At 62.7% G+C, this 23,491-nt stretch carries 25 protein-coding genes; 12 read left to right on the forward strand and 13 right to left on the reverse strand.

From position 1 onward, the window contains the following. Positions 1 to 5: 5 nt before the first annotated feature. The 3 genes from A0W34_RS19850 (at position 6) to A0W34_RS19860 (ending at position 3,412) form a co-directional block, all read left to right on the forward strand. Entirely contained in the window at positions 6 to 1,580 is a 1,575-nt protein-coding gene (locus A0W34_RS19850) for a flavin-containing monooxygenase (protein WP_081558153.1), read from the forward strand. After that, on the forward strand, positions 1,577 to 2,407 hold the full coding sequence (locus A0W34_RS19855; RefSeq protein ID WP_007736128.1) for an SDR family NAD(P)-dependent oxidoreductase: 831 nt from the start codon (positions 1,577 to 1,579) through the stop codon (positions 2,405 to 2,407). The genes A0W34_RS19850 and A0W34_RS19855 overlap by 4 nt, the downstream gene beginning before the upstream one ends. Before the next feature lie 63 nt (positions 2,408 to 2,470). Beyond that, positions 2,471 to 3,412, forward strand: a complete 942-nt coding sequence (locus A0W34_RS19860; protein WP_007736126.1) for an alpha/beta hydrolase fold domain-containing protein — start codon at positions 2,471 to 2,473, stop codon at positions 3,410 to 3,412. A 50-nt stretch (positions 3,413 to 3,462) separates the two neighbouring features. On the opposite strand, the gene A0W34_RS19865 is transcribed toward A0W34_RS19860, so the two are convergent. Then, positions 3,463 to 4,347, reverse strand: a complete 885-nt coding sequence (locus A0W34_RS19865; protein ID WP_030536932.1) for an ABC transporter substrate-binding protein — start codon at positions 4,345 to 4,347, stop codon at positions 3,463 to 3,465. Positions 4,348 to 4,550: 203 nt separating this feature from the next. On the opposite strand from A0W34_RS19865, the gene A0W34_RS19870 reads away from it, so the two are divergent. The 4 genes from A0W34_RS19870 to A0W34_RS19885 are packed head-to-tail and all read left to right on the forward strand — an operon-like array spanning position 4,551 to position 8,013. Further along, positions 4,551 to 5,489: an ABC transporter substrate-binding protein gene (locus tag A0W34_RS19870; RefSeq protein WP_003945094.1), complete on the forward strand. Its 939-nt coding sequence runs from the start codon at positions 4,551 to 4,553 to the stop codon at positions 5,487 to 5,489. A 4-nt stretch (positions 5,490 to 5,493) separates the two neighbouring features. Continuing rightward, positions 5,494 to 6,639 carry an ABC transporter ATP-binding protein gene (locus tag A0W34_RS19875; protein ID WP_081558154.1) on the forward strand — a complete coding sequence of 382 codons (1,146 nt, stop codon included), beginning with the start codon at positions 5,494 to 5,496 and terminating at the stop codon, positions 6,637 to 6,639. 4 nt (positions 6,640 to 6,643) lie between these two features. Further along, the gene (locus tag A0W34_RS19880; RefSeq protein WP_007736121.1) at positions 6,644 to 7,327 is read left to right on the forward strand and encodes an ABC transporter permease; all 684 of its coding nucleotides are present in this window, start codon (positions 6,644 to 6,646) and stop codon (positions 7,325 to 7,327) included. Beyond that, a complete protein-coding gene (locus A0W34_RS19885; RefSeq protein WP_003945081.1) occupies positions 7,324 to 8,013 on the forward strand; it encodes an ABC transporter permease in 690 nt (229 codons plus the stop codon). Before A0W34_RS19880 ends, A0W34_RS19885 begins: the two co-directional genes overlap by 4 nt. Before the next feature lie 73 nt (positions 8,014 to 8,086). Here the strand turns inward: A0W34_RS19885 and A0W34_RS19890 are convergent, their stop codons facing one another. The 4 genes from A0W34_RS19890 to A0W34_RS19905 all read right to left on the reverse strand — a co-directional run bounded on the left by A0W34_RS19890 (position 8,087) and on the right by A0W34_RS19905 (position 11,562). After that, positions 8,087 to 9,280: an NAD(P)-dependent malic enzyme gene (locus A0W34_RS19890; protein ID WP_003945072.1), complete on the reverse strand. Its 1,194-nt coding sequence runs from the start codon at positions 9,278 to 9,280 to the stop codon at positions 8,087 to 8,089. 420 nt (positions 9,281 to 9,700) lie between these two features. Further along, positions 9,701 to 10,093: a hypothetical protein gene (locus tag A0W34_RS19895; protein ID WP_007736120.1), complete on the reverse strand. Its 393-nt coding sequence runs from the start codon at positions 10,091 to 10,093 to the stop codon at positions 9,701 to 9,703. A gap of 3 nt (positions 10,094 to 10,096) precedes the next feature. Further along, a complete protein-coding gene (locus tag A0W34_RS19900) occupies positions 10,097 to 10,711 on the reverse strand; it encodes a MarC family protein (RefSeq protein ID WP_164490628.1) in 615 nt (204 codons plus the stop codon). Further along, positions 10,708 to 11,562, reverse strand: coding sequence for a PHP domain-containing protein (locus A0W34_RS19905; RefSeq protein ID WP_007736119.1), 855 nt, complete (start codon positions 11,560 to 11,562; stop codon positions 10,708 to 10,710). The genes A0W34_RS19900 and A0W34_RS19905 overlap by 4 nt, the downstream gene beginning before the upstream one ends. A 169-nt stretch (positions 11,563 to 11,731) precedes the next feature. Here A0W34_RS19905 and A0W34_RS19910 point away from each other — a divergent pair, with 169 nt between their 5' ends. Further along, complete coding sequence (locus A0W34_RS19910; RefSeq protein WP_007736118.1) at positions 11,732 to 12,802, forward strand: magnesium and cobalt transport protein CorA; 1,071 nt, start codon at positions 11,732 to 11,734, stop codon at positions 12,800 to 12,802. 134 nt (positions 12,803 to 12,936) lie between these two features. Beyond that, positions 12,937 to 13,383, forward strand: coding sequence for an SRPBCC family protein (locus A0W34_RS19915; RefSeq protein ID WP_007736117.1), 447 nt, complete (start codon positions 12,937 to 12,939; stop codon positions 13,381 to 13,383). A 25-nt stretch (positions 13,384 to 13,408) separates the two neighbouring features. Here A0W34_RS19915 and A0W34_RS19920 read toward each other — a convergent pair whose 3' ends face one another. Next, on the reverse strand, positions 13,409 to 13,993 hold the full coding sequence (locus A0W34_RS19920; RefSeq protein ID WP_007736116.1) for a suppressor of fused domain protein: 585 nt from the start codon (positions 13,991 to 13,993) through the stop codon (positions 13,409 to 13,411). Between the two features lie 71 nt (positions 13,994 to 14,064). Here A0W34_RS19920 and A0W34_RS19925 point away from each other — a divergent pair, with 71 nt between their 5' ends. Together A0W34_RS19925 and A0W34_RS19930 are read left to right on the forward strand one after the other, a co-directional pair. Beyond that, positions 14,065 to 14,763, forward strand: a complete 699-nt coding sequence (locus A0W34_RS19925; RefSeq protein WP_081558155.1) for a metallophosphoesterase family protein — start codon at positions 14,065 to 14,067, stop codon at positions 14,761 to 14,763. Continuing rightward, positions 14,753 to 15,616, forward strand: a complete 864-nt coding sequence (locus A0W34_RS19930; RefSeq protein ID WP_003945080.1) for a hypothetical protein — start codon at positions 14,753 to 14,755, stop codon at positions 15,614 to 15,616. The genes A0W34_RS19925 and A0W34_RS19930 overlap by 11 nt, the downstream gene beginning before the upstream one ends. On the opposite strand, the gene A0W34_RS19935 is transcribed toward A0W34_RS19930, so the two are convergent. Together A0W34_RS19935 and A0W34_RS19940 are read right to left on the reverse strand one after the other, a co-directional pair. Next, positions 15,609 to 16,712 carry a winged helix DNA-binding domain-containing protein gene (locus A0W34_RS19935; protein WP_030536935.1) on the reverse strand — a complete coding sequence of 368 codons (1,104 nt, stop codon included), beginning with the start codon at positions 16,710 to 16,712 and terminating at the stop codon, positions 15,609 to 15,611. The two genes, A0W34_RS19930 and A0W34_RS19935, sit on opposite strands and share 8 nt — an antisense overlap. 10 nt (positions 16,713 to 16,722) lie before the next feature. Beyond that, positions 16,723 to 17,988, reverse strand: a complete 1,266-nt coding sequence (locus A0W34_RS19940; protein ID WP_030536936.1) for a sensor histidine kinase — start codon at positions 17,986 to 17,988, stop codon at positions 16,723 to 16,725. Positions 17,989 to 18,114: 126 nt separating this feature from the next. Between A0W34_RS19940 and A0W34_RS19945 the strand changes: the two genes are divergently transcribed. Continuing rightward, complete coding sequence (locus tag A0W34_RS19945; protein ID WP_202425898.1) at positions 18,115 to 18,351, forward strand: hypothetical protein; 237 nt, start codon at positions 18,115 to 18,117, stop codon at positions 18,349 to 18,351. A 3-nt stretch (positions 18,352 to 18,354) separates the two neighbouring features. Here the strand turns inward: A0W34_RS19945 and A0W34_RS19950 are convergent, their stop codons facing one another. From A0W34_RS19950 to A0W34_RS19970, 5 genes are all read right to left on the reverse strand, one after another. Beyond that, positions 18,355 to 19,524 carry an ABC transporter ATP-binding protein gene (locus A0W34_RS19950; protein WP_081558156.1) on the reverse strand — a complete coding sequence of 390 codons (1,170 nt, stop codon included), beginning with the start codon at positions 19,522 to 19,524 and terminating at the stop codon, positions 18,355 to 18,357. Positions 19,525 to 19,528: 4 nt separating this feature from the next. Further along, positions 19,529 to 20,359 carry a carbohydrate ABC transporter permease gene (locus A0W34_RS19955; protein ID WP_003945075.1) on the reverse strand — a complete coding sequence of 277 codons (831 nt, stop codon included), beginning with the start codon at positions 20,357 to 20,359 and terminating at the stop codon, positions 19,529 to 19,531. A gap of 1 nt (position 20,360) precedes the next feature. Further along, entirely contained in the window at positions 20,361 to 21,326 is a 966-nt protein-coding gene (locus tag A0W34_RS19960; protein ID WP_081558157.1) for a carbohydrate ABC transporter permease, read from the reverse strand. Then, positions 21,323 to 22,660 carry an ABC transporter substrate-binding protein gene (locus A0W34_RS19965; protein WP_081558842.1) on the reverse strand — a complete coding sequence of 446 codons (1,338 nt, stop codon included), beginning with the start codon at positions 22,658 to 22,660 and terminating at the stop codon, positions 21,323 to 21,325. The genes A0W34_RS19960 and A0W34_RS19965 overlap by 4 nt, the downstream gene beginning before the upstream one ends. Before the next feature lie 251 nt (positions 22,661 to 22,911). Further along, a complete protein-coding gene (locus A0W34_RS19970) occupies positions 22,912 to 23,406 on the reverse strand; it encodes a general stress protein (RefSeq protein ID WP_003945065.1) in 495 nt (164 codons plus the stop codon). Between the last annotated feature and the right edge of the window lie 85 nt (positions 23,407 to 23,491).

Raw genomic sequence — 23,491 nt, forward strand, 5'->3', positions numbered from 1 at the left:
CCTACATGAGTCTTCCAGTTACAGATACCTCAGCACCTGCCGCGGATACTCGCCACGTCGGCACACTGATCATCGGCAGTGGTTTCGCCGGTCTCGGTGCGGCGATCAAACTGGCACAGGCCGGCATCACGGACTACGTCGTTCTCGAGCGCGGCAACGACGTCGGCGGAACCTGGCGTGACAACAGCTACCCGGGCGCCGCGTGTGACGTGCCGTCGCATTTGTACTCGTACTCTTTTGCACTCAATCCGGAGTGGACGCGCTCCTTCTCCACTCAGCCCGAGATCTACAAGTACATCCAGTCGGTGGCCAACCGCCACAAGGTGCTCGACAAGCACATCTTCGACTGCGATGTTCTCTCCGCACGCTGGGACGAGGCGTCTGCTCGGTGGCACGTCAGCACCAACAAGGGCGAATTCGTCGCAAAGATCGTCGTCTCGGCCGTCGGCGCATTGTGTGAGCCTTCACTTCCGGACATCAAGGGCATCGACGGCTTCAAGGGCGAGATCTTCCACTCCTCGCGTTGGAACCACGACGCCGATCTGACCGGCAAGCGTGTGGCCGTCATCGGAACCGGCGCCTCGGCCATCCAGATCGTGCCGGCCATCGGCAAGAAGGTCTCGCATCTCGACGTGTACCAGCGCACGGCGCCGTGGATCCTGCCCCGCGCAGACCGCGAGTACACCAAGATCGAGCACCTCGCGTTCAAGTACCTCCCCGGCTTCCAGAAGTTGTGCCGCACCGGTATCTACTGGATGCGAGAGACGCAGGTCGTCGGCCTGGCCAAGGCGCCGGTCTTCATGAAGCCGTTGCAGTTCGCCGCCGAGCGTCACCTGAAGGCCCAGATCAAGGACGAGGATCTTCGCAAGAAGGTCATGCCCAACTTCCAGATCGGCTGCAAGCGCATGCTGATCTCGAACAACTACTTCCCCACCCTCGCCCAGGACAATGTCGACCTGGTGACCGAAGGCATCGAGGAGGTCACCGCCAACGGGATCGTTTCGAAGACCGGCACCACGCGTGAGATCGATGCCATCGTCGTGGCGACCGGATTCCACGTCACCGACTCCCCCACCTTCGCGGGAATCTTCGGCAAGGACGGACGCTCGCTCGCCGAGGTCTTCGAAGAGACCGGCATGCAGGGATACAAGGGCGCGGCAGTTGCCAACTTCCCCAACATGTTCTTCCTCGTCGGACCCAACACCGGCCTCGGACATTCATCGATGGTCTTCATGATCGAGTCGCAGATCAACTACCTGGTCGACGCGATCGCCACCATCGACAAGTACGACATCGGCACCATCGAGGTGCGCAAGGACAAGCAGGACAAGTACAACAAGGACCTGCAGGCAGCTATGTCCAAGAGCGTGTGGAACAACGGCGGTTGCGCCAGCTGGTACATGGACAAGCACGGAAACAACACCACCCTGTGGCCTGGCTTCACCTTCCAGTTCCGCAATGCCACCAAGCATTTCGACCTCGCGGCATACCGCAGCGTCGCCACCTCGGATCTTGGCGCCGTCGGTACCGCGACCACTTCACAGATCGACCTCGACGACGAGAAGGCAGTAGCACAATGAGTGATTTTGCAGGCAAGGTCGTAGTCATCACCGGAGCGGGATCGGGCATCGGTCGCGCACTAGCACTGAACCTGGCCGGCCAGGGCGCCAAGTTGGCAATCTCCGACGTGGACACCATCGGGCTCGCCGAGACAACGCGTCTGGTGGAAGCCATCGGCGCCGAGGTGAAGTCGGACCATCTCGACGTCACCCAGCGCGAAGCGGTTCTCGAGTACGCCGACGCGGTTGTCGCCCATTTCGGCAAGGTCAACCAGATCTACAACAACGCCGGAATCGCCTACCACGGCACCTTCGAGAAGTCCGAGTTCAAGGACTTCGAACGTGTCATGGACGTAGACTTCTGGGGAGTTGTCAACGGCACCAAGGCATTCCTTCCCCACGTCATCGCCTCCGGTGACGGGCACATCGTGAACGTGTCGAGCCTCTTCGGTCTGCTGTCGATGCCGGGTCAGAGCGCATACAACTCGGCCAAGTTCGCCGTTCGCGGTTTCACCGAGTCGCTTCGCCAGGAAATGCTGATCGCCAAGCACCCGGTGAAGGTGACCTGTGTGCACCCGGGCGGAATCAAGACGGCCATCGCACGCAACGCCACCGCAGGCCCGGGTGAAGATCTTGCGGTCTTCTCCGAGTTCTTCGACCGCAAGCTCGCACGCACCACACCGGAGGACGCCGCCAAGACGATCGTCAACGGTGTTCGCAAGAGCAAGCCGCGAGTTCTCATCGGGATGGACGCAATCGCACTCGACGCCTGGGTTCGCCTCGTAGGATCGGGCTACCAGCGCATCGTCGCGATCGTCGCCGGCCGAATGATGCCCAAGTCCAGCTGAGTTCGTTTCACAGCGCAGTTCGTTTCACAGCGCAGTTCGCATAAAGAGTCAGGAGCCCTGCCGGTGAGCACGTTCACCCTTCCGCTGCCCGTGGTCGCATTCTTGTTGAAGCCGTACTTCCGTCTGGCTTTCAACTCGCGGCTGCCGTATCGGATTCAACGTCTGTTGCTCGAGGCCGGGGCACCGCTACAGCAGGTTCCAGCGGGCGCCGTCGTGCGCCCGTTGGAGCTGGCTTGCCGACCGGCAGAGAAGATCACCGTCGGCGCAACCGAGCGCCCCACCGCAGTTCTCTACCTGCATGGCGGGGCGTACACGCTGGGTTCGCTGTCCACACACCGTTCTCTCGCAGCTCATCTCGCCCGTGAGTCGTCCAGTGCGGTCTTCACCTTGGACTACCGTCTCGCGCCGGAGAATCCGTATCCCGCCGCTCTCGACGACGCGGTCTCAGCCTTCATGCAGTTGGTCACCGAGTTCGACTATTCGGAAGACCGCGTTGCCATCGCCGGCGATTCGGCCGGTGGCGGCCTGGCCGCGGCGACCGCTATCCGTCTGATCGAGCGTCACGGCGTGACCCCCGGCGCGCTTGCACTGATCTCACCGTGGGTCGATCCCGGCGATCGGGGTGCCACCAAAAAGGCCGACCTGGTGGTCAACACAGCGTGGTCCTTCGACGCCGCTGACGCCTACCTTGCCGGAGGCGACCGTACTGATCCTGGCTACGCGCCGATGCACGGCAAGCTCGACGGGTTGCCGCCCACCAGGATTCACGTCGGTTCCGAGGAAGTCCTCTACCCGCAGATCATGACGTTCACCGACAAGCTCTCCGCTGCCGGCGTCGACGTGTCCCTGGTGGAGTACGCGCGACTGTGGCACGTGGCTCACGCACAGGCGTCACTGGTGAAGGAAGCCGCAGACGCCGTTTCCGACCTCGGCCAGTTCATCGCATCGAAACTGATTCGTGCCAAGGATGATTCGAGTTCAGCAGTGGGCTCGAACAGTCACTGACGGGTGGCCCACTCCGTCCATGTCACTGACGGGTGGGACACCCGTCCATGTCACTGACGGGTGTCCCACCAGGTGCGGGCGACTTCCGAGGCTGACGCCTTGCCGGTCCGCACCTGCTCGATCATTGCGGCGAGATCGGTGGTGGACAGTTCACCGGCAACGACGCTGAGCGCCTTGACAGCCGAATCTCCCAGTGCGCCCGCTCGAAAGAGCGGAACGACATTCTGCGCAGCCAGAACGTGATTCGAATCAGCGAGCACTGTGACGGCATCGGATTGTGCCAACGCCGACAGCGTCGTGGTTCCGAATACTTGTGCACCGGGTACGTCTGCCGGCGTTGCCTGATCGACACCGGCGAAGACACACTCGGCGCCCTCGGCCAACTGTTCCACTGCCCCGTCCTCGACGAATCTCGCGGAGACGAGCGGCCTCGCCGCGGCACACGAAGGAGCAAAGGCTTCTATCGTCTTCGCTCCCAACGACTGTGCGTATCCGGTGTCGAGTGCGAGGACCGCACGATCTTCGGCCATCGCATAGTCGGAGACCGAAAGACCCTCCGGCAGAGAGCGACTCAAGGCTTCGAAGACGTCGTCGGCCTTGCGGGCCGGGGATGACGGGTCGTAGTGATCGAGCAGCGCGCCGGTGAACTCGGGCACCAAAGTGACTCGCGCTGCGTCCAGAGCCTCGAGTGATTGGTTTCGGCCACCACCCACCGATTCGACGCGAGCCGACAGGCCGGAGGAGGAGAGCACCGTCGAATACACCTCGGCCAACACCGAACTCTCCACCGATGCGTCAGCAGCCACCACGATCTGGTCACGAGACTCCGCTTCGGCACCCTCTACCACCGAATCACCGTTTGCGCATCCGCTGAGAATCGGCAGGACCATCAGTGCTGCAACAACAGTCGAATACTTCGTGCGTGTGCTCTTCACCGAAATCCTCACATCCAATCCCATGGATCGAAAACCGTGCCATGTCGGTACCTATCGTTACACTTGTCGGGCGATGCGCGGTAACCAGTCCTGACGCAGCCACTCGGTGGCGGCGCCGTCGAAGTCACTCGGGTGGCTTCGCCACAAGGGAATGGTTTCCGACGCCCGAAACACGGGACGCCCGAAAAACCGGAAGGACGCTCATGCGCACCTCACGATTTCGTTCCAACCGTTGGCTCGTAGCCGCGGCAACCGTTGTCTCTCTGACTGCACTGACAGCGTGCGGTAGCAGCGACGGTGACTCCAACAGCGATCCCAACGCGATCGTCGTCGGCTCCGCCAACTTCACCGAATCCGAGACGATCGCCAACATCTACGCCGAAGCACTGCGTGTCAACGGGTTCGATGTGTCCACGTCGTTCAACGTCGGCAGCCGCGAGGCGTACATTCCGGCACTCAAGGACGGGTCCATCAGTGTCATTCCGGATTACACGGGAAATCTCCTGCAGTACTTGGATCCCGACAGCACGGCCACCAGCTCCGCTGACGTCCTCGCTGCTCTTCCCGCAGCTCTCGGGTCGGAATTGGCAATTGCGACGCCTGCATCCGCCGAGGACAAGGACGCCGTCGTCGTCACGAAGGAAACCGCTGACAAGTGGAACCTGAAGACGATCGCCGATCTGGCTCCGCATTCCGCCGAGGTCAAGTTCGGTGCTCCGGCCGAGTTCCAGGAACGTCCAGCCGGATTGCCCGGTTTGAAGTCCAATTACGGCCTCGACATCTCGGCAGCCAACTTCGTTCCGATCGCCGACGGCGGCGGACCGGCAACCGTGAAGGCTCTCTCCTCCGGCGACATCACCGCGGCAAACATCTTCACGACGTCGGCCTCCATCCCGGAGAACAACTTCGTGGTTCTCGAAGACCCGAAGAACAATTTCCCGGCTCAGAACGTGGTGCCGGTGCTGCGCGCGTCGAAGTCTTCCGACAAGTTGAAGACAGTCCTCGATGCGGTGTCCGCCAAGCTCACCACCGAAGAGTTGTTGGCACTCAACGTCCAGGTGTCCGGCGACACCAAGACGGAGCCGGCAGCGGCGGCCAAGGCGTGGGTGACGGCGCAGGGCCTCGACAAGCCGGTCTCGTAGTCACGTGATCACCTTCGAGGGCGTCACCAAGCAGTATCCGGACGGCACAACCGCCGTCGACCGTCTCGATCTCACCATCGAGGCCGAGTCGTTCACGGTGTTCGTGGGGCCGTCCGGGTGCGGCAAGACGACGTCGATGCGCATGATCAACCGGATGATCACACCGACGTCGGGCAAGATCTTCGTCGACGGTCGTGACATCGCCCAGACCGACGCGGTGAAGCTGCGTCTCGGCATCGGGTACGTCATCCAGAACGCCGGCTTGCTTCCGCATCGCACCGTGATCGACAACGTCGCAACAGTTCCGGTACTGCGCGGTGAGTCCCGCCGCGCAGCGCGCAAAGCCGCGTTGGGGGTACTCGAACGAGTCGGTCTGGACATCTCCCTTGCCACCCGCTATCCCGGGCAACTCTCGGGTGGGCAGCAACAACGTGTGGGAGTTGCGCGAGCATTGGCTGCCGATCCGCCGATCCTGTTGATGGACGAGCCCTTCAGCGCCGTCGACCCGGTGGTGCGTGAGGATCTGCAGACCGAAATGCTCCGTCTTCAAAGCGAACTGAAGAAGACGATCGTCTTTGTCACCCACGACATCGACGAGGCAGTCAAACTCGGTGATCACATTGCCGTCTTCGGTCCCGGCGGGCGGCTTCAGCAGGTTGCGGCACCTCGCGACGTGTTGGCCGCACCGGCAACGGATTTTGTCGCCGGATTCGTCGGACGCGATCGCGGCTATCGGGGATTGTCGTTCCGCGCTGCCGACGAGGTTCCGTTGCACCCTGTACGCACGGCCGTCGAGAACGAATTGAAGGCTCTGCGTCTCGAATTGGGCGAATGGGTTCTCGTGGTCACGGACAACGGAACTCCGCAGGGATGGATCGACGTGACCGGCGTCGAAGGCCTGCGCTCGGGACGAACCCTTGCTCAGTCGACGTCTGCCGGTGGTTCGCTGTTCTCCCCCGGCGGCGATCTCCGCCAAGCACTCGATGCGGCAATCTCGTCGCCTTCCGGTATCGGCGTTGCCGTCGACGGCGAGGGCGCGGTCATCGGCGGGATCCTCGGTTCCGAAGTCGTGGCGAAATTGGCAGATCAGCGTCGACGCGAGGACGAGGAACGCAACCGCGTCGCCTTTACCGAGGGATTCGGGGCGTAGCGGCATGCGCTGGCTCATCGACAATTTCTCGACGGTCGTGGATTACTCGAAGACCCATCTGTATCTGGCACTGCTTCCTTTGCTGATCGGTCTCCTGATTGCCGTTCCGGTCGGAACAGCGATCCGCAACGTCAGATGGCTGCGCCGAATCACGTTGACCCTGGCGAGCATTGCGTTCACGATTCCGTCGCTCGCGCTGTTCGTCACCATCCCCCAGTTGTTCGGACTCAAGACCCTTGATCCTCTCAACGTCGTGATCGCACTCAGCGTGTATGCGACGGCACTGCTCATCCGGGCAGTACCCGAAGCACTCGACTCGGTGCCGGACAACGTCATCGACGCCTCCACCGCCGTCGGTTTCACACCACTACGACGCGCTCTGACGGTCGAGTTGCCATTGGCGCTGCCGGTGATGATCGCGAACATCAGAGTTATTGCCGTTACCAATATTTCGCTGGTGTCAGTCGGATCTCTGATAGGAATCGGCGGGCTTGGAGTCCTGTTCAAACAAGGCTACGACCGCGACTATCCCGACCAGATCGTTGCGGGCATCATCGCGATCGTCGTGCTGGCACTGGCGCTCGATCTGATCCTGTATCTGATCGGCCGATTCCTGACCCCGTGGACCAGAACGTCGACCTCGTCGAAGGTTCCCGCCGTCCTGTCAGCCGAGGGGGAACCCGTATGAGCATCTTCACCGGGGCCTGGGACTTCATCGTCGATCCCGGAAATTGGAGCGGCGACACCGGAATCGGCACCCGCATCCTCCAGCACCTCTGGTACAGCGTTCTGGCCGTGGCACTTTCGGCTGTGATCGCGGTGCCCATCGGATTACTCATCGGCCATCTGCGTCGCGGTGAGATCGTGGTCGTCAGTCTGGTCAACGCACTGCGGTCACTGCCCACTCTCGGCCTGCTGACCTTCCTCGTTCTTCTCATGGGTCTGGGAGTGATGCCGCCGATTCTCGCCCTCGTCATTCTTGGTATTCCCCCACTACTCGCCGGCACGTACGCCGGAATCGCCAGCGTCGACCGCGGCGTCGTCGAGGCCGCACGGGCAATGGGTATGACCGAACTCCAAGTGCTCTTCCGCGTCGAGATACCCAATGCGCTGCCATTGATTCTCGGCGGACTGCGTAACGCGACACTGCAGGTGATTGCCACGGCAACGGTCGCCGCCTACGTCAACCTCGGCGGCCTCGGCCGGTACATCTTCGACGGTCTCGCGCTCTACAAGTACGACCGAGTGGTCGTCGGCGCAATCCTGGTCGCGGTTGTGGCTCTCGTCGTGGACGGCTTACTGGCGCTGGTGGTCTGGGCATCGGTTCCCGGGACCGGCAGGCTACGCCGAACACCCGACCTCACTCGTCTGTAGCTCTCGGTACACACGAAAAAGCCCCGATCGGAACCTTGTGTGCGGGTTCCGATCGGGGCTTTCGTAGTCCCTCTTAGCTGGTCACGCCCTCAGCATGCGCTGCGGCCGCGACGGCTTCCGCTACTGCGGGTGCCACGCGAGGGTCGAGTGGGCTGGGGACGATTTTGTCCGCCGCCAACTCGTCGCCGACCACCGACAGGATTGCCTCGGCGGCAGCGAGCTTCATACCTTCGGTGATGCGACGGGCGCCGGCGTCGAGCGCGCCCTTGAAGACACCGGGGAAGGCAAGAACGTTGTTGATCTGGTTCGGGAAATCACTACGGCCCGTCGCCACGATCGCCGCGTACTTCGACGCGGTTTCGGGGTGAATCTCCGGGTCCGGGTTGGAAAGTGCGAACACGATCGACTCGGGAGCCATCGAAGCGATGAGCTCCTCGGGGATCTTGCCCGCCGAGACACCGAGGAACACGTCAGCACCTTCGAGAGCCTCGATGGCACCACCATGCAGGTCACGGGGATTTGTGCGGGCCGCGAGTTCTGCCTTCACGTCGTTGAGGTCGCTGCGCTCACCCGAGATGATGCCCTTCGAGTCCAGCACGATGACGTCGCTGATTCCGGCGGCGAGCAGGATGTTCGCGCAGGCAACACCCGCAGCGCCGGCGCCGGAGATGACGACCTTGAGTGTGGTGATGTCGCGGCTCTGGACCTTCACGGCGCCCTTGAGTGCCGCGAGGACCACGATGGCGGTTCCGTGCTGATCGTCGTGCATGACGGGGCAGTCGAGAGCTTCGATGACGCGCTTCTCGATCTCGAAGCAACGCGGCGCCGAGATGTCCTCGAGGTTGACCGCGCCGAAGCTCGGACGCAGTCGGATGAGTGTCTCGACGATCTCGTCGGGATCCTTGGTGTCGAGAACCAGCGGAATGGAGTTCAGTCCGGCAAAGTTCTTGAACAGCGCCGACTTGCCCTCCATGACGGGCAGCGACGCGCGGGGGCCGATGTCGCCGAGTCCGAGAACCGCGGTGCCGTCGCTGACCACGACGACGAGTCGGTTGGTCCACGTGTATCGATCGGCGAGGGTTTCGTCTGCAGCGATGGCGCGGCTCACCTGAGCAACACCCGGCGTGTAGGCGATCGAGAGGGCCCGCTGCGTATCGAGCGGTGCTGTGGTCTCGACCGAGAGCTTGCCACCGACGTGAGCGGCAAAGATTTCTTCGTCGGTCAACTCGACCTTGGGTACGTTGATGGCTTCAGTCACGAGGGACACGATGACACTCCTGATTAGTCCAGCCTCAAGCGGGGCTGGGTTACTGGGAAGTAATCCTTCGGACCGCTGCGAAACTACGTTCACAACGGTCAGAGATCATTTCTTCCGCGAACGACTACTGAGAAGAAGAGCATTCGGCGTGCGCGAGAAAGTGGGCCGCAATACATCCGAAGCGTCATGGTGTGGGGCGGGTGAGCCCTGGCGTATCCATGCAATCTAGGTTTCGGGAGAAATTCTGACGAAACCTGCACTTCGGGGCCGGGCTGTGGCGCCGCCTCGAAGTAACTCCAGTTTGCCACCAGAGTCGGATCACAATCAAATCCTCCAAGCGGTCGGATTCCTCACCACACTCGAACCCGAGCCGTCATCCCCACCGTGTCATCCCCACCCAGTCATCCCCACCGTGTCATCCCCACCCAGTCATCCCCACCACTGCGTCACCAACAACAGCCCTGCCACCACGAGCACGACCACCGATCCGGCAACCGCCGCGATACCCCGCCTGCGGTCGCACCAGATCTGCGCGGCGAGAGCAACCACCGAGGCCGCAATGTGCGCGGTGATCGACGTTGTTCCCGGACCCGGGAATCCGCGGTTGCCGCCCAGATATGCCGAACCGATGATCACGAGTGTCAAGACCACGATTCCGGCCGCCACGGTGCCACTCAGGGCGCGTAGAGCGCGGACCAGCAGCCATTGTCGTTTGTCGGCGGGATAGTCGTAATCGTCTTCGTACTGATAGTCCTGATATTCCTGGTACTGGTAGTCGTCCTCGTACCTGTCGTTCCGGTCGTACCTGTCGTCGTATGTCATCTCTTACGCTCCCGCGACGAATCCGCGGACTGATTCCGCAATGAGTTGAACCGCGATGGCGGCGAGCAGAAGACCGGCGATGCGTGCCAGCAGACTGATGCCACCCTCGCCCAGTATCCGGATCAGTGCGGTCGAGAAGCGCAGGACCACGAACAGCACGAGGTGGATGGACAGAATCGCCAACGCGATCGCCAGATACGACGCCGCTTCACCGTCGGCCTGGGCGACAAAGACGATGACGGCCGCTATCGCACCGGGACCGGCCATCATCGGCGTTCCCAGAGGAACGAGTGCGACGTTGACGTCGTCGGCTCCCTGCGGACGGTTGGAGGCCTTTCCGGTCAGCAGTTCGAGTGCGATGAGAAGCAGCAGCAATCCGCCGGCGCCCTGCAACGCCGGAATGCCGATGTGGAGGTAGTTGAGGATCGCCTGACCGCCGATGGCAAAGACCGAGATGACCGCCAGGGAGACGGCGGGGGCCTGCCATGCCGCTCGGTTGCGATCTTCACGGCTTTTGCGGCCGACCAGTGACAAGAACACCGGGATGACTCCGGGCGGGTCCATGATCACGAACAGCGTGATGAACACGGTGAGGTAGAGCGTGGTGTCGAGCATCAGCGCCCCAGTACCTCCACGCCGGTGGCAGCCGAGACGAGTTTGTCGAACTCGGCCTCGTCCGTGAGCTCGTCGCCGAGTCCGATCGTCTTGTTCTCGCCGTGGTAGTCAGAGGATCCGGTGACTGCCAAACCGAGGTCGACAGCCAGGCGGCGCAGGACGTCACGATCGTCGCTGCGATGGTCCGGGTGATCGACTTCGAGACCCCCGAGACCCAGCTCGGCCAGATCACGGATGTGGTCGAGCGCAAGCAATCCGCCGCGCGAACGCGCCCGTCCATGCGCAAGGACAGTTACTCCCCCGGCCGCTGCCACCAGTTCGACGGCGTACTCGAGCGGAGTGTCGTACTTGGGAACGTCGTATCGCCCTCGACTGGACAACAGGTCGGAGAAAGCCTCACTGATGCTCGACACCACTCCCGCTCGCATCAGGGCCGCTGCGACGTGCGGGCGTCCGACTGACGGACCGGCGTCGGCGAGGATCTGATCGGGATCGACGGGCAGACCGTCACGCGCCATCATGGTCGTCATCACCCGGATACGTTCGACGCGTTCGGCGCGCAGTCGCTCACGTTCTTTTGCGAATTCGGGGTGCGTCGGATCGAACAGGTACGCAAGCAGATGTACAGCGACCGGCCAACCACGCTCACCTCGACCTTCGCACGACATCTCCATCCCACGAACCAGGCTGACGCCGGCCGGCAAGGCCTGCGCCGCCTCGGCCCAGCCCGAAGTCGTGTCGTGATCGGTGATGGCGACGACGTCGAGTCCGGCGTCGGCTGCGGCGCGCATGAGGGCAGCCGGGGTATCGGTGCCGTCCGATGCGTTGGAGTGGGTGTGAAGGTCTATTCGCACTGTTCCAGTGTGTCAGCAATCGGCAACTTCATCGCGCTCCGGTGGGCGAGCCGGAAGCTGACGTACGATTACGCCGCAGCGGCAGCGCAATTCGATCAGGTGTCGCTGTAGTGCCGTTCCCCTGCCGTTCCACTGCATTACAGACCGAGAAGGAGCGAGCGTGCCAACCATGCCGTCACTGCCGAATTGGTCGAACGGCAAATCGACGCAAGCCGATGCGCCCAAGATCCCCGTTCCGGCAGCCCGCGCGATCGTCGACTGCGCGGTCTACGTGGACGGCGTGCGGTTGCCGGGCAAGTACACGCACCGCGCTGCGTTGGCCGAGGTTCGTAGTCGCGACAACGCGTTCGTCTGGGTGGGCATGCACGCTCCCGACGAAGGTCAGATGCAAGATGTAGCAGCAACTTTCGGACTCCACGAGCTGATGGTCGAGGATGCCGTCCATGCACACGAGCGCCCGAAACTCGAACGCTACGACGACGTCATGTTCCTGGTGCTGCGCACGGTCGTCTACGTGCCGCACGAGTCCGTCGCGACGGCGAGCGAGATCGTCGAAACCGGCGAGATCATGGTGTTCGTCGGCCCCGACTTCGTGGTGACCGTCCGGCACGGGGATCACTCCGAACTGGCAAGCGTGCGCAAGTCACTCGAGCAGAACCCCGAGCGCCTCACCATGGGCCCGTTCGCGGTGTTGCACGCGATCACCGACCACGTCGTAGACAGCTATCTCTCCGTCATCCAACTCGTCGAACAGGACGTCGACAGCATGGAAGAGTTGGTGTTCAACCCGCGGAACACCGTTGCCGTCGAGCACATCTACCTGCTCAAACGTGAAATCGTCGAACTACGACGCTCGGTCACTCCACTCGGATTGCCACTGCTCCAGCTGACCCAGCCCGCGGGCGGCCTCGTCCCGAAGGAGATCCGGCGATACTTCCGTGACGTACGAGATCACCACACGATCGTGGCCGAACGTATCTCGGAATACGACGAGGTGTTGAGTTCGCTGGTCGACGCCGCACTCGCGAAGATCGCGGTGCAGCAAAACACCGACATGCGCAAGATCTCCGCGTGGGTCGCTATCGCCGCCGTGCCGACCGGCGTTGCCGGTATCTACGGGATGAACTTCGAGAACATGCCGGAACTCGGTTACAAGTACGGCTATCAGTCCATCCTGTTCCTCATCGCGTCGGTGTGTGTCGGCTTGTTCTTTCTCTTCCGTCGCAACAACTGGCTGTGAACCTTGCACGCTGACTCCCTGTACTTGCCACCGTCGCAGGCGGACAATGGATATGGGTACGCATTTTCATTCCGTTCCCGAAATCCATTTTGCGACAAGCAAATTCAGATCCAAGGAGAAGTGGAGGAGCAACCATGCCTACAGTCGAGCAATCCGTGGAGATCGCGTTGCCACCCAAGGACGTCTGGGAGTACATCGCCGTCGCCGAGAACTGGCCCAACTGGGAGAATTCGATGGTCGAGTGCAAACAGATCACCGACGGCCCGATGGGCGTGGGAAGCCGCTGGCACGGTGTCTCGCGAATCCTGGGCAAGCGTCTCGAGTGGACATCCGAATTCACCGAGTACGACCCACCGAGATCGTCGAAATCGACGTCCGTCGAAAGTCCGGTCAGCTTCTCGCAGACCACGACCTGCGAAGAAGTCGGTGACGGCACTCGGGTCACCTACCGACTCGACAGCGAAAGCGGCCTGGGAGGAGTATTCGGCAAGATGGCCGACCCGATCGTCACGAAAGCATTTTCACGGACGGTTCGGGTAAGTCTCGAGAACTTGGCGGACATCCTCGTGCACGCCGAATGATCTGACGGACAAAGCGCCAGCGCAGCTAGAGCGAGGCAGCGGAACGGTGCGGATCGCGGATGTCGATCCCCGCCTCGGTCCACGCTTCCCTCAGTGCCTCCGCGCCGCGCAGACGCACCCAGGCGGCTTCGGTACCGGTCAGGGGGACCACACCAAGGAAGCGCACCGGGTCGAACGGCTCCGGCAGCGTCAGGTCTTCGATCCCGCTGTCACCGAGAAGCACCGCCGTGAACGCAGTGTCCTTCCACAGCGGCTCGCCCAGGTCCAACAGTGCGTCCTCGAGCAGCACGACGCCTTCGACGGACGGCGCCGCGGCCAGCACCGCGAGCGTCCTGGCCACACCTGACGCCACACCGGTGCCACCGCGCAGCGTGAGTACCAACTCGGCGCGGGGTCCGCGTGTGGGGTCTGCGACCAGTTCGTTGGGGTCGCCCATCGGATGACGCGAGCACCCCAGTGTGACGTAGCGGACCAGGCCGTCGGGTGATTCGAAACGCAGCACGTCCAGCGGTTCGACACCGAGGAACGTCACCGAGGCCGCGGTGGGGTCCGGCCCCTCGATGCTGCTGACGAGATGGGCCCGGACGGAAGATACGACGCTGTCTGACACTCGTCCATCTAAACACCGTGCCCGCGAGGTTCGCAGCGCAGATACCTCGCGGTGGCGGTAGCGTCATCGAAATGGTCTCCGTTCTCGCTGTCAGCGACGAGACTGTCGAATTCCTGTGGAGCAGTCAGGTTCGTTCACTCCGAGTCGACGTGATCCTCGGCGCAGGCGATCTGCCGTTTGCGTATCTGGAGTACCTGTCCGATCAGCTGAATGCGCCGTGCGTGTTCGTTCCCGGCAACCACGACGCCGATCTGTCCGGATATTCGAACAAGAGATCCGGTTGGATGCGGGCAGGGATGCCGGCGCAGTGGCCAGGGCCGACCGGCGCAGTCAACGCCGACGGACGCATCGTGACCGTCGCCGGTCTGCGGATCGCCGGCCTCGGCGGTTCCATCCGATACAACACGGGTCCCAATCAGTGGTCCGAGCGCCAGCAGAGCCGACGCGCTCGCTCGCTCACCTGGCGAAACGCCTGGCAATCGCGGCTTCCCGGCGGCCGGGCGGGCGTGGATGTGCTGCTCACCCACAGTCCCGCCCGCGGTGTCGGCGACGCCGAGGATCGGCCACATCGAGGGTTCGAATGTTTCACGCCTTTGATTCGCAACCTCGATCCGACGGTGATGGTCCACGGACACATCCACCCGCACGGGCGAACCCCTCTCGATCTGGAGGTAGGCCGGACTATCGTGCTCAATACCGTCGGCTTCACGCTGATGGAGATTTCCCCAGGTACTCCGCCGACGATCGTGAGGCGCCGACATGGCTCGTGACACCGGATTTCCCACAGCCGACGCGGAGAACGACTTCGCTCGTCAGCGTCGACGTGCCGACGTGGCACGTCTGGTCAGTTGGCTACGACGCGAACCCGACGACGTCAACGCGATCCTGCCGTTCGACGAGGTTGTCGCAGCTCTGGGCAAGGTCGGCGAGAAGTCTCTGGGGCTGCAGGTCGTCACCATCGAATCGATCGTCGGAAGTGTCGACCGCACAGGTGATTTCGACAGGTACTTCCGTCCGACGTCCACTCACTCGCGCGCTCGTTGGGAGCGACTTGCGGTGGCGCAACGACGCGGCGAATCGGTACCACCTGTTCAGTTGTATCGCGTCGGCTCCATGCATTTCGTGATCGACGGGCACCACCGAGTGTCCATTGCGTGTGCGATGCACCAGAAGACAATCGACGCGTACGTCACCGAGATCATCACGCGTATCTCGCCGGAAGGCATCACTCAGCGCGCTGATCTGCTCATCAAGGATCATCGTCGACTCTTCCTCACCCGCGTTCCGCTGCAGGGTTCACAACGCGAAGCCGTCCAGGTCACCGACCCGTGGGAGTACGCCGAACTCAGTGAGTGTGTGGAGGCGTGGGGTTTTCGGCTCATGCAGGAGAAGGGTGAGTTCCTCGGCCGAGACACCGTCGCCCGCCGCTGGTTCGGCGAGGAGTTTCTGCCCGTCGTGCGAATGCTGCGGGGTGCTGACATGTTGCCCGAGCACACCGACGCCGAGGCCTACTTGTGGATCGCCCGGGAGCGGTACCGACTGGTGCGGCGTCACATGTGGAACGACGAGATCGTGGCCGAACTACGCGATCGAGCACCGCGAAAGCACAAGCCCGCTACGTAGCGACAGCGAACCGCACCTCTCGGTTCGGGATCTTCGGGTGCATGAATTTCAGCAACGCACGCGCTTCCTTCTCGATGGATGCGAGCGCCGTCTTCGGTTGCTGCGCAAACAGAGTCGCGCCCAATTCGACCGTCTCCTTGTCCGGCGTCACCGTCGCGAATCCCACCACCTTTCCGCGCACCAGGATGGCGGGCTTGACGATGCCGTTGACGGTGAAGACGCGAGTTCGGTACTGCTCGTCCATGATTCGCGAGCGGTCGGCGTGCGAGAGCAGGATGTTGTCGAACGGAGCAAGGATTCTGACCGGCGGTGTTCCGGAGGTCGGTCGTGGCGCGTCCGGCAGGTCGAACACCTCGGCCCCTTTCGCGTTGACAAAGGTGATCAAGCCGGGACGTAGCCTCTCGAAGACTTCGGCGAGTCTCGTGAGCCCTGACCACGCTTGCGCATCTTTCACACTGGCGGGCCCGAAGGCCGCCAGATAACGAAGCACCATCGCATCCGGATCCGGCGATGAACTCACTTCCGTGCCAAGCCAATTCTCCAAGGTCGTCAGTGCCGGTACTCCGGATCGTCCCCACAGGCCTCGCGGTGGGACCTGCACCATCGGCAGAAGTCCTCGAACTCCGTGCGCCAGTCCCTCGGCCGCGTGACCGGGAAAGCGCTCTGCCAGTATCGGTCTCATCTGCATCTGGGTGAGCGGCCCGTCCGCTACGAGGTCCCGTCCCGCCCGCGCCAGAGCGTCGAGATCCAACCCGGTGAGCGCCGCACGCTGTGTGCTGTTGGTGTGGAGATCGCGTTCCATGATCGTCTGAACCGTGGCCCGGAAGGGGCCCGCATCCGCGGCCGAGAGAGCAAAAACCGTGCCCCGCATGGCAACCAGCCGCACCACCTGGCGCTTCTCCACAAGGGTGGAGAGGTCTTCTGCTGCAAAGTTCTTCAGCCGCGCCCACAGTGCCAGATAGGGAGGCGTCGGCGCCTGGGCTTGCAGACCCGCCAGGTGCTCGATCGCATCCAACGCGCTGACCTCGGCCCTCCGCAGCAGGAACTGCCTCGCCAGTGTCGCCAGGTTGAGCTCGCGATCGGTGATCAGTGTCATCGACAACTCCTCAGCGCTCGTGGTCGGATTCGGTGACGATCTGGAACGGTATCTCGACTCGCGCGAGGGTTCCGGACTCTTCACCCGGCCCGACCGAGAACGAGCCACCCGCAGCAACCACCCGCAACTCGTGCGAGAGCAGCCCTATGTGGCCGGCGGCCCGTCGTTCGGCAATCCGATCGGCGCTGATCCCCCGGCCGTCGTCCGAGACCACCAGCACCGCACGGTGGTCCAGTCGTGCGAGCTCGATCCGAACATTGTGCGCACCGGCATGTTTGACGACGTTGGCCAGCAGCTCTCGTGCGGCGCCGAACAGGACGTCGTCCGCGGACGTGCGCAGATCGTCGTTCCAGCCCGAAGTGTCGACGTCGACCACCACTCCGCCGCGTCCCTGCGCCGATCGCGCGAGGTCCCCGATTGCGCGGGCAAGACCCACGTGAACAAGGACAGTGGGATGCAACTCCGAGACGGAGGATCTCAACAGCGTTGTCGCTTCACCGAGCGCTTTCCCAGCTCGCGCCAGGGCGACAGGCTCCGCGCTGTCTGCCAATTCGTCGAGATCCATCCGCGCCGCGAGGACGTACTGCAGCGCCCCGTCGTGTAATTGCTCCGACAGTTCCGTGCGCTCACGCTGCTCGAGCCCCATGAGCTCGGCAAGAAGGCTCGTGCGATGCCCGACGAGGTGCCCGATGGTCAGCACGCGTGATCTTTGAATCCGAGTCAGTCCGATTGCGCCCGCGCCCACTCCGGCCAAGGCCATGGTGCTCAGCAGGATCGACGGCCACGGCTCGGAGTTCGAAGTCATCGTTGCCCAACTGGAAACGAAGAATACCCCGATCGTGCAGGCAACGACGCCGACACACACGTCCGTCCGCAGTTGCGTACACGCCAGAACCGGAATGACGAAGAGCCCGTTGCTCAAGATGTCGGCGGTCCAACTCTGCTCGGCCGCGAGACCGGTCAGCAATGTCAGAGTTGCGAGCACGGCAAGGTCGACGAACAAGCCGAGCCAGATCATCGTCACCGGGCCGGTGCCGCCCTTGCGGATCCACAGCGCCACGGCTGCCGACCAGAGGGCATAGGCGCCCAGAATCGCGAAACACCATCCCGCGTCGTTCATCGGCGGGACGAAGATCAGTGTCAGGGCGATGAACAGCACCAGAGCGCCGCGCACCGTCAGTTGGAGGTACGCACCGCGGTAGGCGTGTTCGCGCAAGATCCGCTCGAGGTCCGGGCCGCCGGGCAGGTGCTCGGTTCGTACCGAGGATTCGTTCATCTGTCCTCCTGTGCCGCCCATCCCAGTTCCCTGTGAATGAGCTTCGCACACGAGATTTCACAATCAACCCGCAATACCGTGAATGGCACAGCATTCACCGAACCTCGAAACCACGCAGGAGTGCTCATGATCTCGACCCGAGCAAGCAAGCGCCGCATCGCCACTCGATTTGCCGTCGCCGGCGCCCTGGCAGCGGCGCCGATCGCCGTGGTCGCCGGGACAGCGCAAGCCGCCCCGGCCTCCACCCACCACGAACAATTCGGCCGCCTGGTCCCCCTACCCGAGCCGGCCGACGCAGCGCCCGGCCCCGAACAGGTACCGCTCCCCCTGGACGCGACGTATTCGGTCACCTTGCCCGGGTAAAGGTCACAGCAGCAGATTGGCTCCCGTACCGCCGTCGAACACTGCGATCTTGGCGGGATCGAACCACAGATCGACAGACCTGCCCTGGGCCACCGTGGACTCGGACGAGAGCCTGGCAACCAGTTGACCGCCACCAGCGACGGCCGTTCCCGAATCGGCGGCGAGTTCCTCGAGTTCACGAGAATTGACGGCGGGGCCACCAGCGAGGAAATACGCGTACTTGTCCGAACCCATCGATTCCAGCACGTCGACGTCGACGGTGAACGTCCCACCGTGCGGCTTCTGCGCTGCATCGACCAGCGCCACGTCCTCGAAATGTTCCGGCCTGATACCGACCACGACGTCCTTGCCCGAGCCGCTGCCCGAGATCTTCGACTGCGCCGCCGCGGGCAGGCGAACATCGCCGATCGGCGTGCTCACACCGTCGGCCGTCAACTGTCCGGGGAAGAAGTTCATGGACGGGGACCCGATGAACCCCGCCACGAACAGATTGTTCGGACGATCGTAGAGTTCCTGCGGCGCACCGATCTGTTGCACGATTCCGCCGCGCAGCACGACTACCCGATCGCCGAGCGTCATCGCCTCGGTCTGGTCGTGGGTCACGTAAATCGTTGTCGTACCGAGCCGCTGCTGCAGACGGGCGATCTCCGTCCTCATCTGCACGCGCAGTTTGGCGTCCAGGTTGGAAAGCGGCTCGTCCATGAGAAACGCCTTCGGGCTGCGCACGATTGCGCGTCCCATCGCCACACGCTGACGCTGACCGCCCGACAGGTTCGCCGGTTTGCGATCGAGATGCTGGGTGAGGTCGAGGACCCGCGCCGCGTCGTCGACCTTGGTGTTGATCTCGTCCTTGGACATCTTCGCCAAGGTCAACGGGAACGCGATGTTCTGGCGCACCGTCATGTGCGGATACAGCGCATACGACTGGAAGACCATCGCGATGTCGCGGTCCTTGGGGGCGCGTTCGTTGACGCGTTCACCCGCGATCCGCAACTCACCGGTCGAAATGTCTTCCAGCCCGGCAATCATGTTGAGAGTCGTGGATTTTCCACAACCGGACGGGCCCACGAGAATGATGAATTCTCCGTCGGCGATGGTGATGTCGACATCACTGACCGCCTTGGCTCCGTCCGGGTACAGCTTGGTCACCTTGTCCAGCACGATCTCGGCCACAGGCTTATCCCTTCACTGCGCCGGAAGTAAGCCCGGCCACGATACGACGTTGGAAGAACAGAACAAAGATGATGATCGGAATGGTGATGACCATGGCGGCCGCGGCGATCGACCCGGTGGGCTCCTCGAATTGTGAAGCGCCGGTGAAGTTTGCGATGGCCGCAGGGGCGGTGATGGAGCGTTCGGTCGACGTCAGCGAGATCGCGAACAACAGATCGTTCCAGCAGAAGATGAACACCAGAATGCCCGCCGTGACGATGCCGGGCGCGGCGAGCGGAGCTACCACCTTCCGGAACGCCTGCCCCGGCGTCGCGCCGTCCATCTGCGCCGCCTTCTCGAGTTCCCAAGGAATCTCTTTGAAGAATGCCGAGAGCGTGTAGATCGCCAACGGCAACGCAAAGGTGATGTACGGCAGGATGAGTCCGGCCCAGGTGTCGAAGAGTCCGAGCCGTCGTTCGATGTCGAACAGCGGGCTCACCAATGAAATCTGCGGGAACATCGCGATCAGCAGGGCAACAGCCACCAGCAGCTTCTTGCCCGGAAAATCCAGGCGCGCAATCGCGTAAGCAGCCATGGTTCCGATCACCACGGCGATGACCGTCGAGATGAGTCCGATGCCGATGGAGTTGATCAGAGCACTGGTGAAGGCGCTGGTGTCGAAGATTCCTCGGTAGTTGTCCAGGGTCCACTTCTCCGGAATGAACTTGCCGTCCTTGATGGTTCCGGCGGGCTTGAAGGACAGGCTCGCAATCCACAGGACGGGAACCAACGCGTACAGCAAGACCAGAAGGTTGACGACGGACCAGCTGATCTTGAGTCTGGGAGTCACGGTCATGTCAGCGTCCTTCCGTATCGGATCCGGGAGCCGAAGCACCGAAAAGTTTGATGAAGATGAACGCGATCACGGCCACACACACGAAGATCAACACGCTGATCGCGGATCCGATGCCCAAGTTGAATGCCTTGAACAGATTGTCGTAACCCAGAATCGACACCGACCCGGTGTCGTTCGCTCCCTTCGTGAGCACGTAGATGTTGTCGAAGATGCGGAATGCGTCGAGTGTGCGGAACAGCAGAGCGACGAGGATGGCGGGCTTCATCAGCGGAAGGATGATGCGTACCAACCGGGTCCACGCGCCGGCGCCGTCCACCTGAGCCGCCTTGAGAAGGTCGTCGGGCACGAGCGCCAAGCCGGCGAGCAGGAGCAGCGCCATGAACGGCGTCGTCTTCCAGACCTCGGCAAGGACGATGATCGCGAGCGACGGGATCTGGTCGGTGAGCGGCGCACTGCCGTCGGGCAGGAGATTGGCGAGGTAGCCGGTCCCCGGCGTCCACGCGTAGTACCAGCTGTATGCCGCCGCGACGGTGACGATGCCGTACGGGATGAGCACAACGGTGCGGACGAGCCCCTTACCCACGATCGTTCGGTGCATCACCAGTGCGATGGTCAGTCCGAGAACGAACTCGATGACGACCGAGACAACCGTGATCGACGTCGTCACCGCGAACGCTTGCCACCAGTAACCGTCGGTCAGCACCGACACGTAGTTGTCGAACCACACGAACTTTCGTTGATCCGGGAAGCGCAGGTCGTAGCGCTGCAAACTCAGCCAGACGGCGTAGACCACCGGATACGCGGTCACCGCGATCATGAGAATCGCGGCCGGGGCCACCAGCCAGAGACCGAGGCGACGCTCGGCCGCCTTTCCGTCGGATATCTTCGTTTTCGCGGAGTGCTTCGGCTCCGGCGATGGCGTCGCGACTGTTGGTGCAGCTCCCGAATTTTCGCTGTCGATCGTCACGGAATCAGTCCCTCGGAATTGACTGCCTTGCGTACCTGCTCGGCAAGATCGTTCACGGTCGATTCCGGATCGATGTTTCCCACAGGGTTCAGCGTGGCAGTGATGAGCGTCGAAATACTCTGATAGGCAGGAGAAACCGGCCGAACCGAAGCGGTGTCCAGGCTGTCGCGAACCTCACGCCACGCCGGGTACGCCTCCTGGAACGCCGGGTCGTCGTACAGGCTCTCGAGAGTCGGCGGAACGCCACCGGCTACCGCGTTGTTGCGCTGATTCTCCTCGTTACGCAGACAGGTGAGCGCCTCGAAAGCGAGGTCCGGATGCTGACTGGTCTTGGCCACCGCCACGTTGAAGCCGCCGATCGTGACCTCGGCCGGCTTACCCTCGATCACCGAGGGATACGGAGCGGCAAGGAAATTCCGTTCTCCGTTCACCGTGAGCACCGTGTTTCCGGTGTTCTCACTGGTGACGTTGCCCTTGTCGTCGATGTACGGCAGATCGCCCTTCTCGGCGTTCTCCATGATGCCGGGCAGCACGAACGGCCAGTTGACCTGGAAGGCAGATTTGCCGCTCTCCATACCCAGTCGCGACGACGCTTCATCCCCCTGCGAGATCGAGGGATCCGCACCCTTGGCGGTAGCGACGCGCTTCATGACGGTCAGCGCCTGCTGGGCAGCATCACCGTCGGCCACCGTCACGGTTGTTCCGTCCGGCCCCACCACCGATCCGCCGGCACTGGCGAGAAGGGTGTTGAACCAGACCAGCAATCCTTCGTACTGCTTGCCCTGCACACCGATCCAGCTGGGGCGCCCCTCCGCGGCCAGGCCTTCGGAGATGTCGATCATCTGATCCCAGGTCTGGGGTGGTTGCCCGTCCGGCATCAAATCCTTTCGATACCAGAGCAATTGGGTGTTGGTGTTCAATGGCGCCGCATAGAGTTGGTCCTGCCACTTCGCCGACTCCAGCGGACCCTCGAGCGTCCCGTTGCTGACCTCGGCCGCCACGTCGTCAGGAAGCGGCAATGCCCATCCCGCTTCGGCGAATTCGGCAGTCCACACCACGTCGAGCGTCATCAGATCGAGTGACTTGTCGTTGCCGGTCAGACGCCGGGCCAACTGAAGTCGCTGGTCGTCGGCACCCTTGGGCAGAGTTTTCTGCTCGACCCGGTACGCGCCGTTCGACGCCGCCGAACAATTGGCGGCGGCCTCCGCATACTGCTCGGCGCCGTCGGCAGCGGTGTAGAAGGACAGCACCACGCCGTCGTCATTGTCCGATCCGCACGCACTGAGCAAGGGCGCCAACAACAATGTTGCCGCGCCGAGCAGCCCCGCCCGCAATTTCTTCTTCTGTCCCGCCCGCGATCTCTCGTTCTGCCCCGCCCGCGATCTCTTGTTCTGCACAGCCGTCCTCCTCGGGCGGCGAGACGGCGCAGTCGTTACGGCTGGCCGACGCACCACACATCGGCACTTTTGCCGGAGAAGGGACCTATTTCCTTGTCCGGCAAACGGTCACGGGAAGCGAGTACTACCTCGCCCGCGTGTACATAAAGTAACCGAGATCACACAAGTTGGCAGCCCGAGCGAGAATGTCAGATGGCGAGCTTGGCGAGCAGGTCGCGCGCCGACTCCGCCGTCTTGGGCTCACACAGTACGTCGTAACGTCCGGCGACCAACTGCATCGTCGAGGCGAAGTCCCGCTGCCCACGCGTCGCGGCGTACGGAATCGTCGTGGAGATGACACCGAAGATGATGCCGCCCACGATGCCCGCGATCAGCGGAGCGAGGAAACCACCGGTGACGATTCCGAGCACCAGGCCGAAGAAGACACCGAGCCAAGCACCGGAGACGATGCCGCCACCGATCACCTTGGCCCACGTCAAACGACCGAGAACTCGCTCGACCTGCATCAGGTTCACGCCGACGATCGTGACGTCCTGAACCGGGAATTCTTGATCGGAGAGGTAATCGACTGCGCGCTGCGCCTCGGCGTAGGTGGGGTACGACCCGATGGGCCATCCCGAAGGCGGTGTCGGCAACGCTCCACGGCGCGACCCATTCGACGATTGACCGAGCGGATTGGACATGGCTGGCTGCGCTCCTCTTTTCGGGCACGTCATCCACGCGGATGACGCAAGTACATCTACCCCCTATTGTGCCCTTTACAGACCT

It is taken from the genome of Rhodococcus sp. BH4 (assembly GCF_002079265.1).
In the GTDB taxonomy this organism is placed as follows: domain Bacteria; phylum Actinomycetota; class Actinomycetes; order Mycobacteriales; family Mycobacteriaceae; genus Rhodococcus_F; species Rhodococcus_F qingshengii.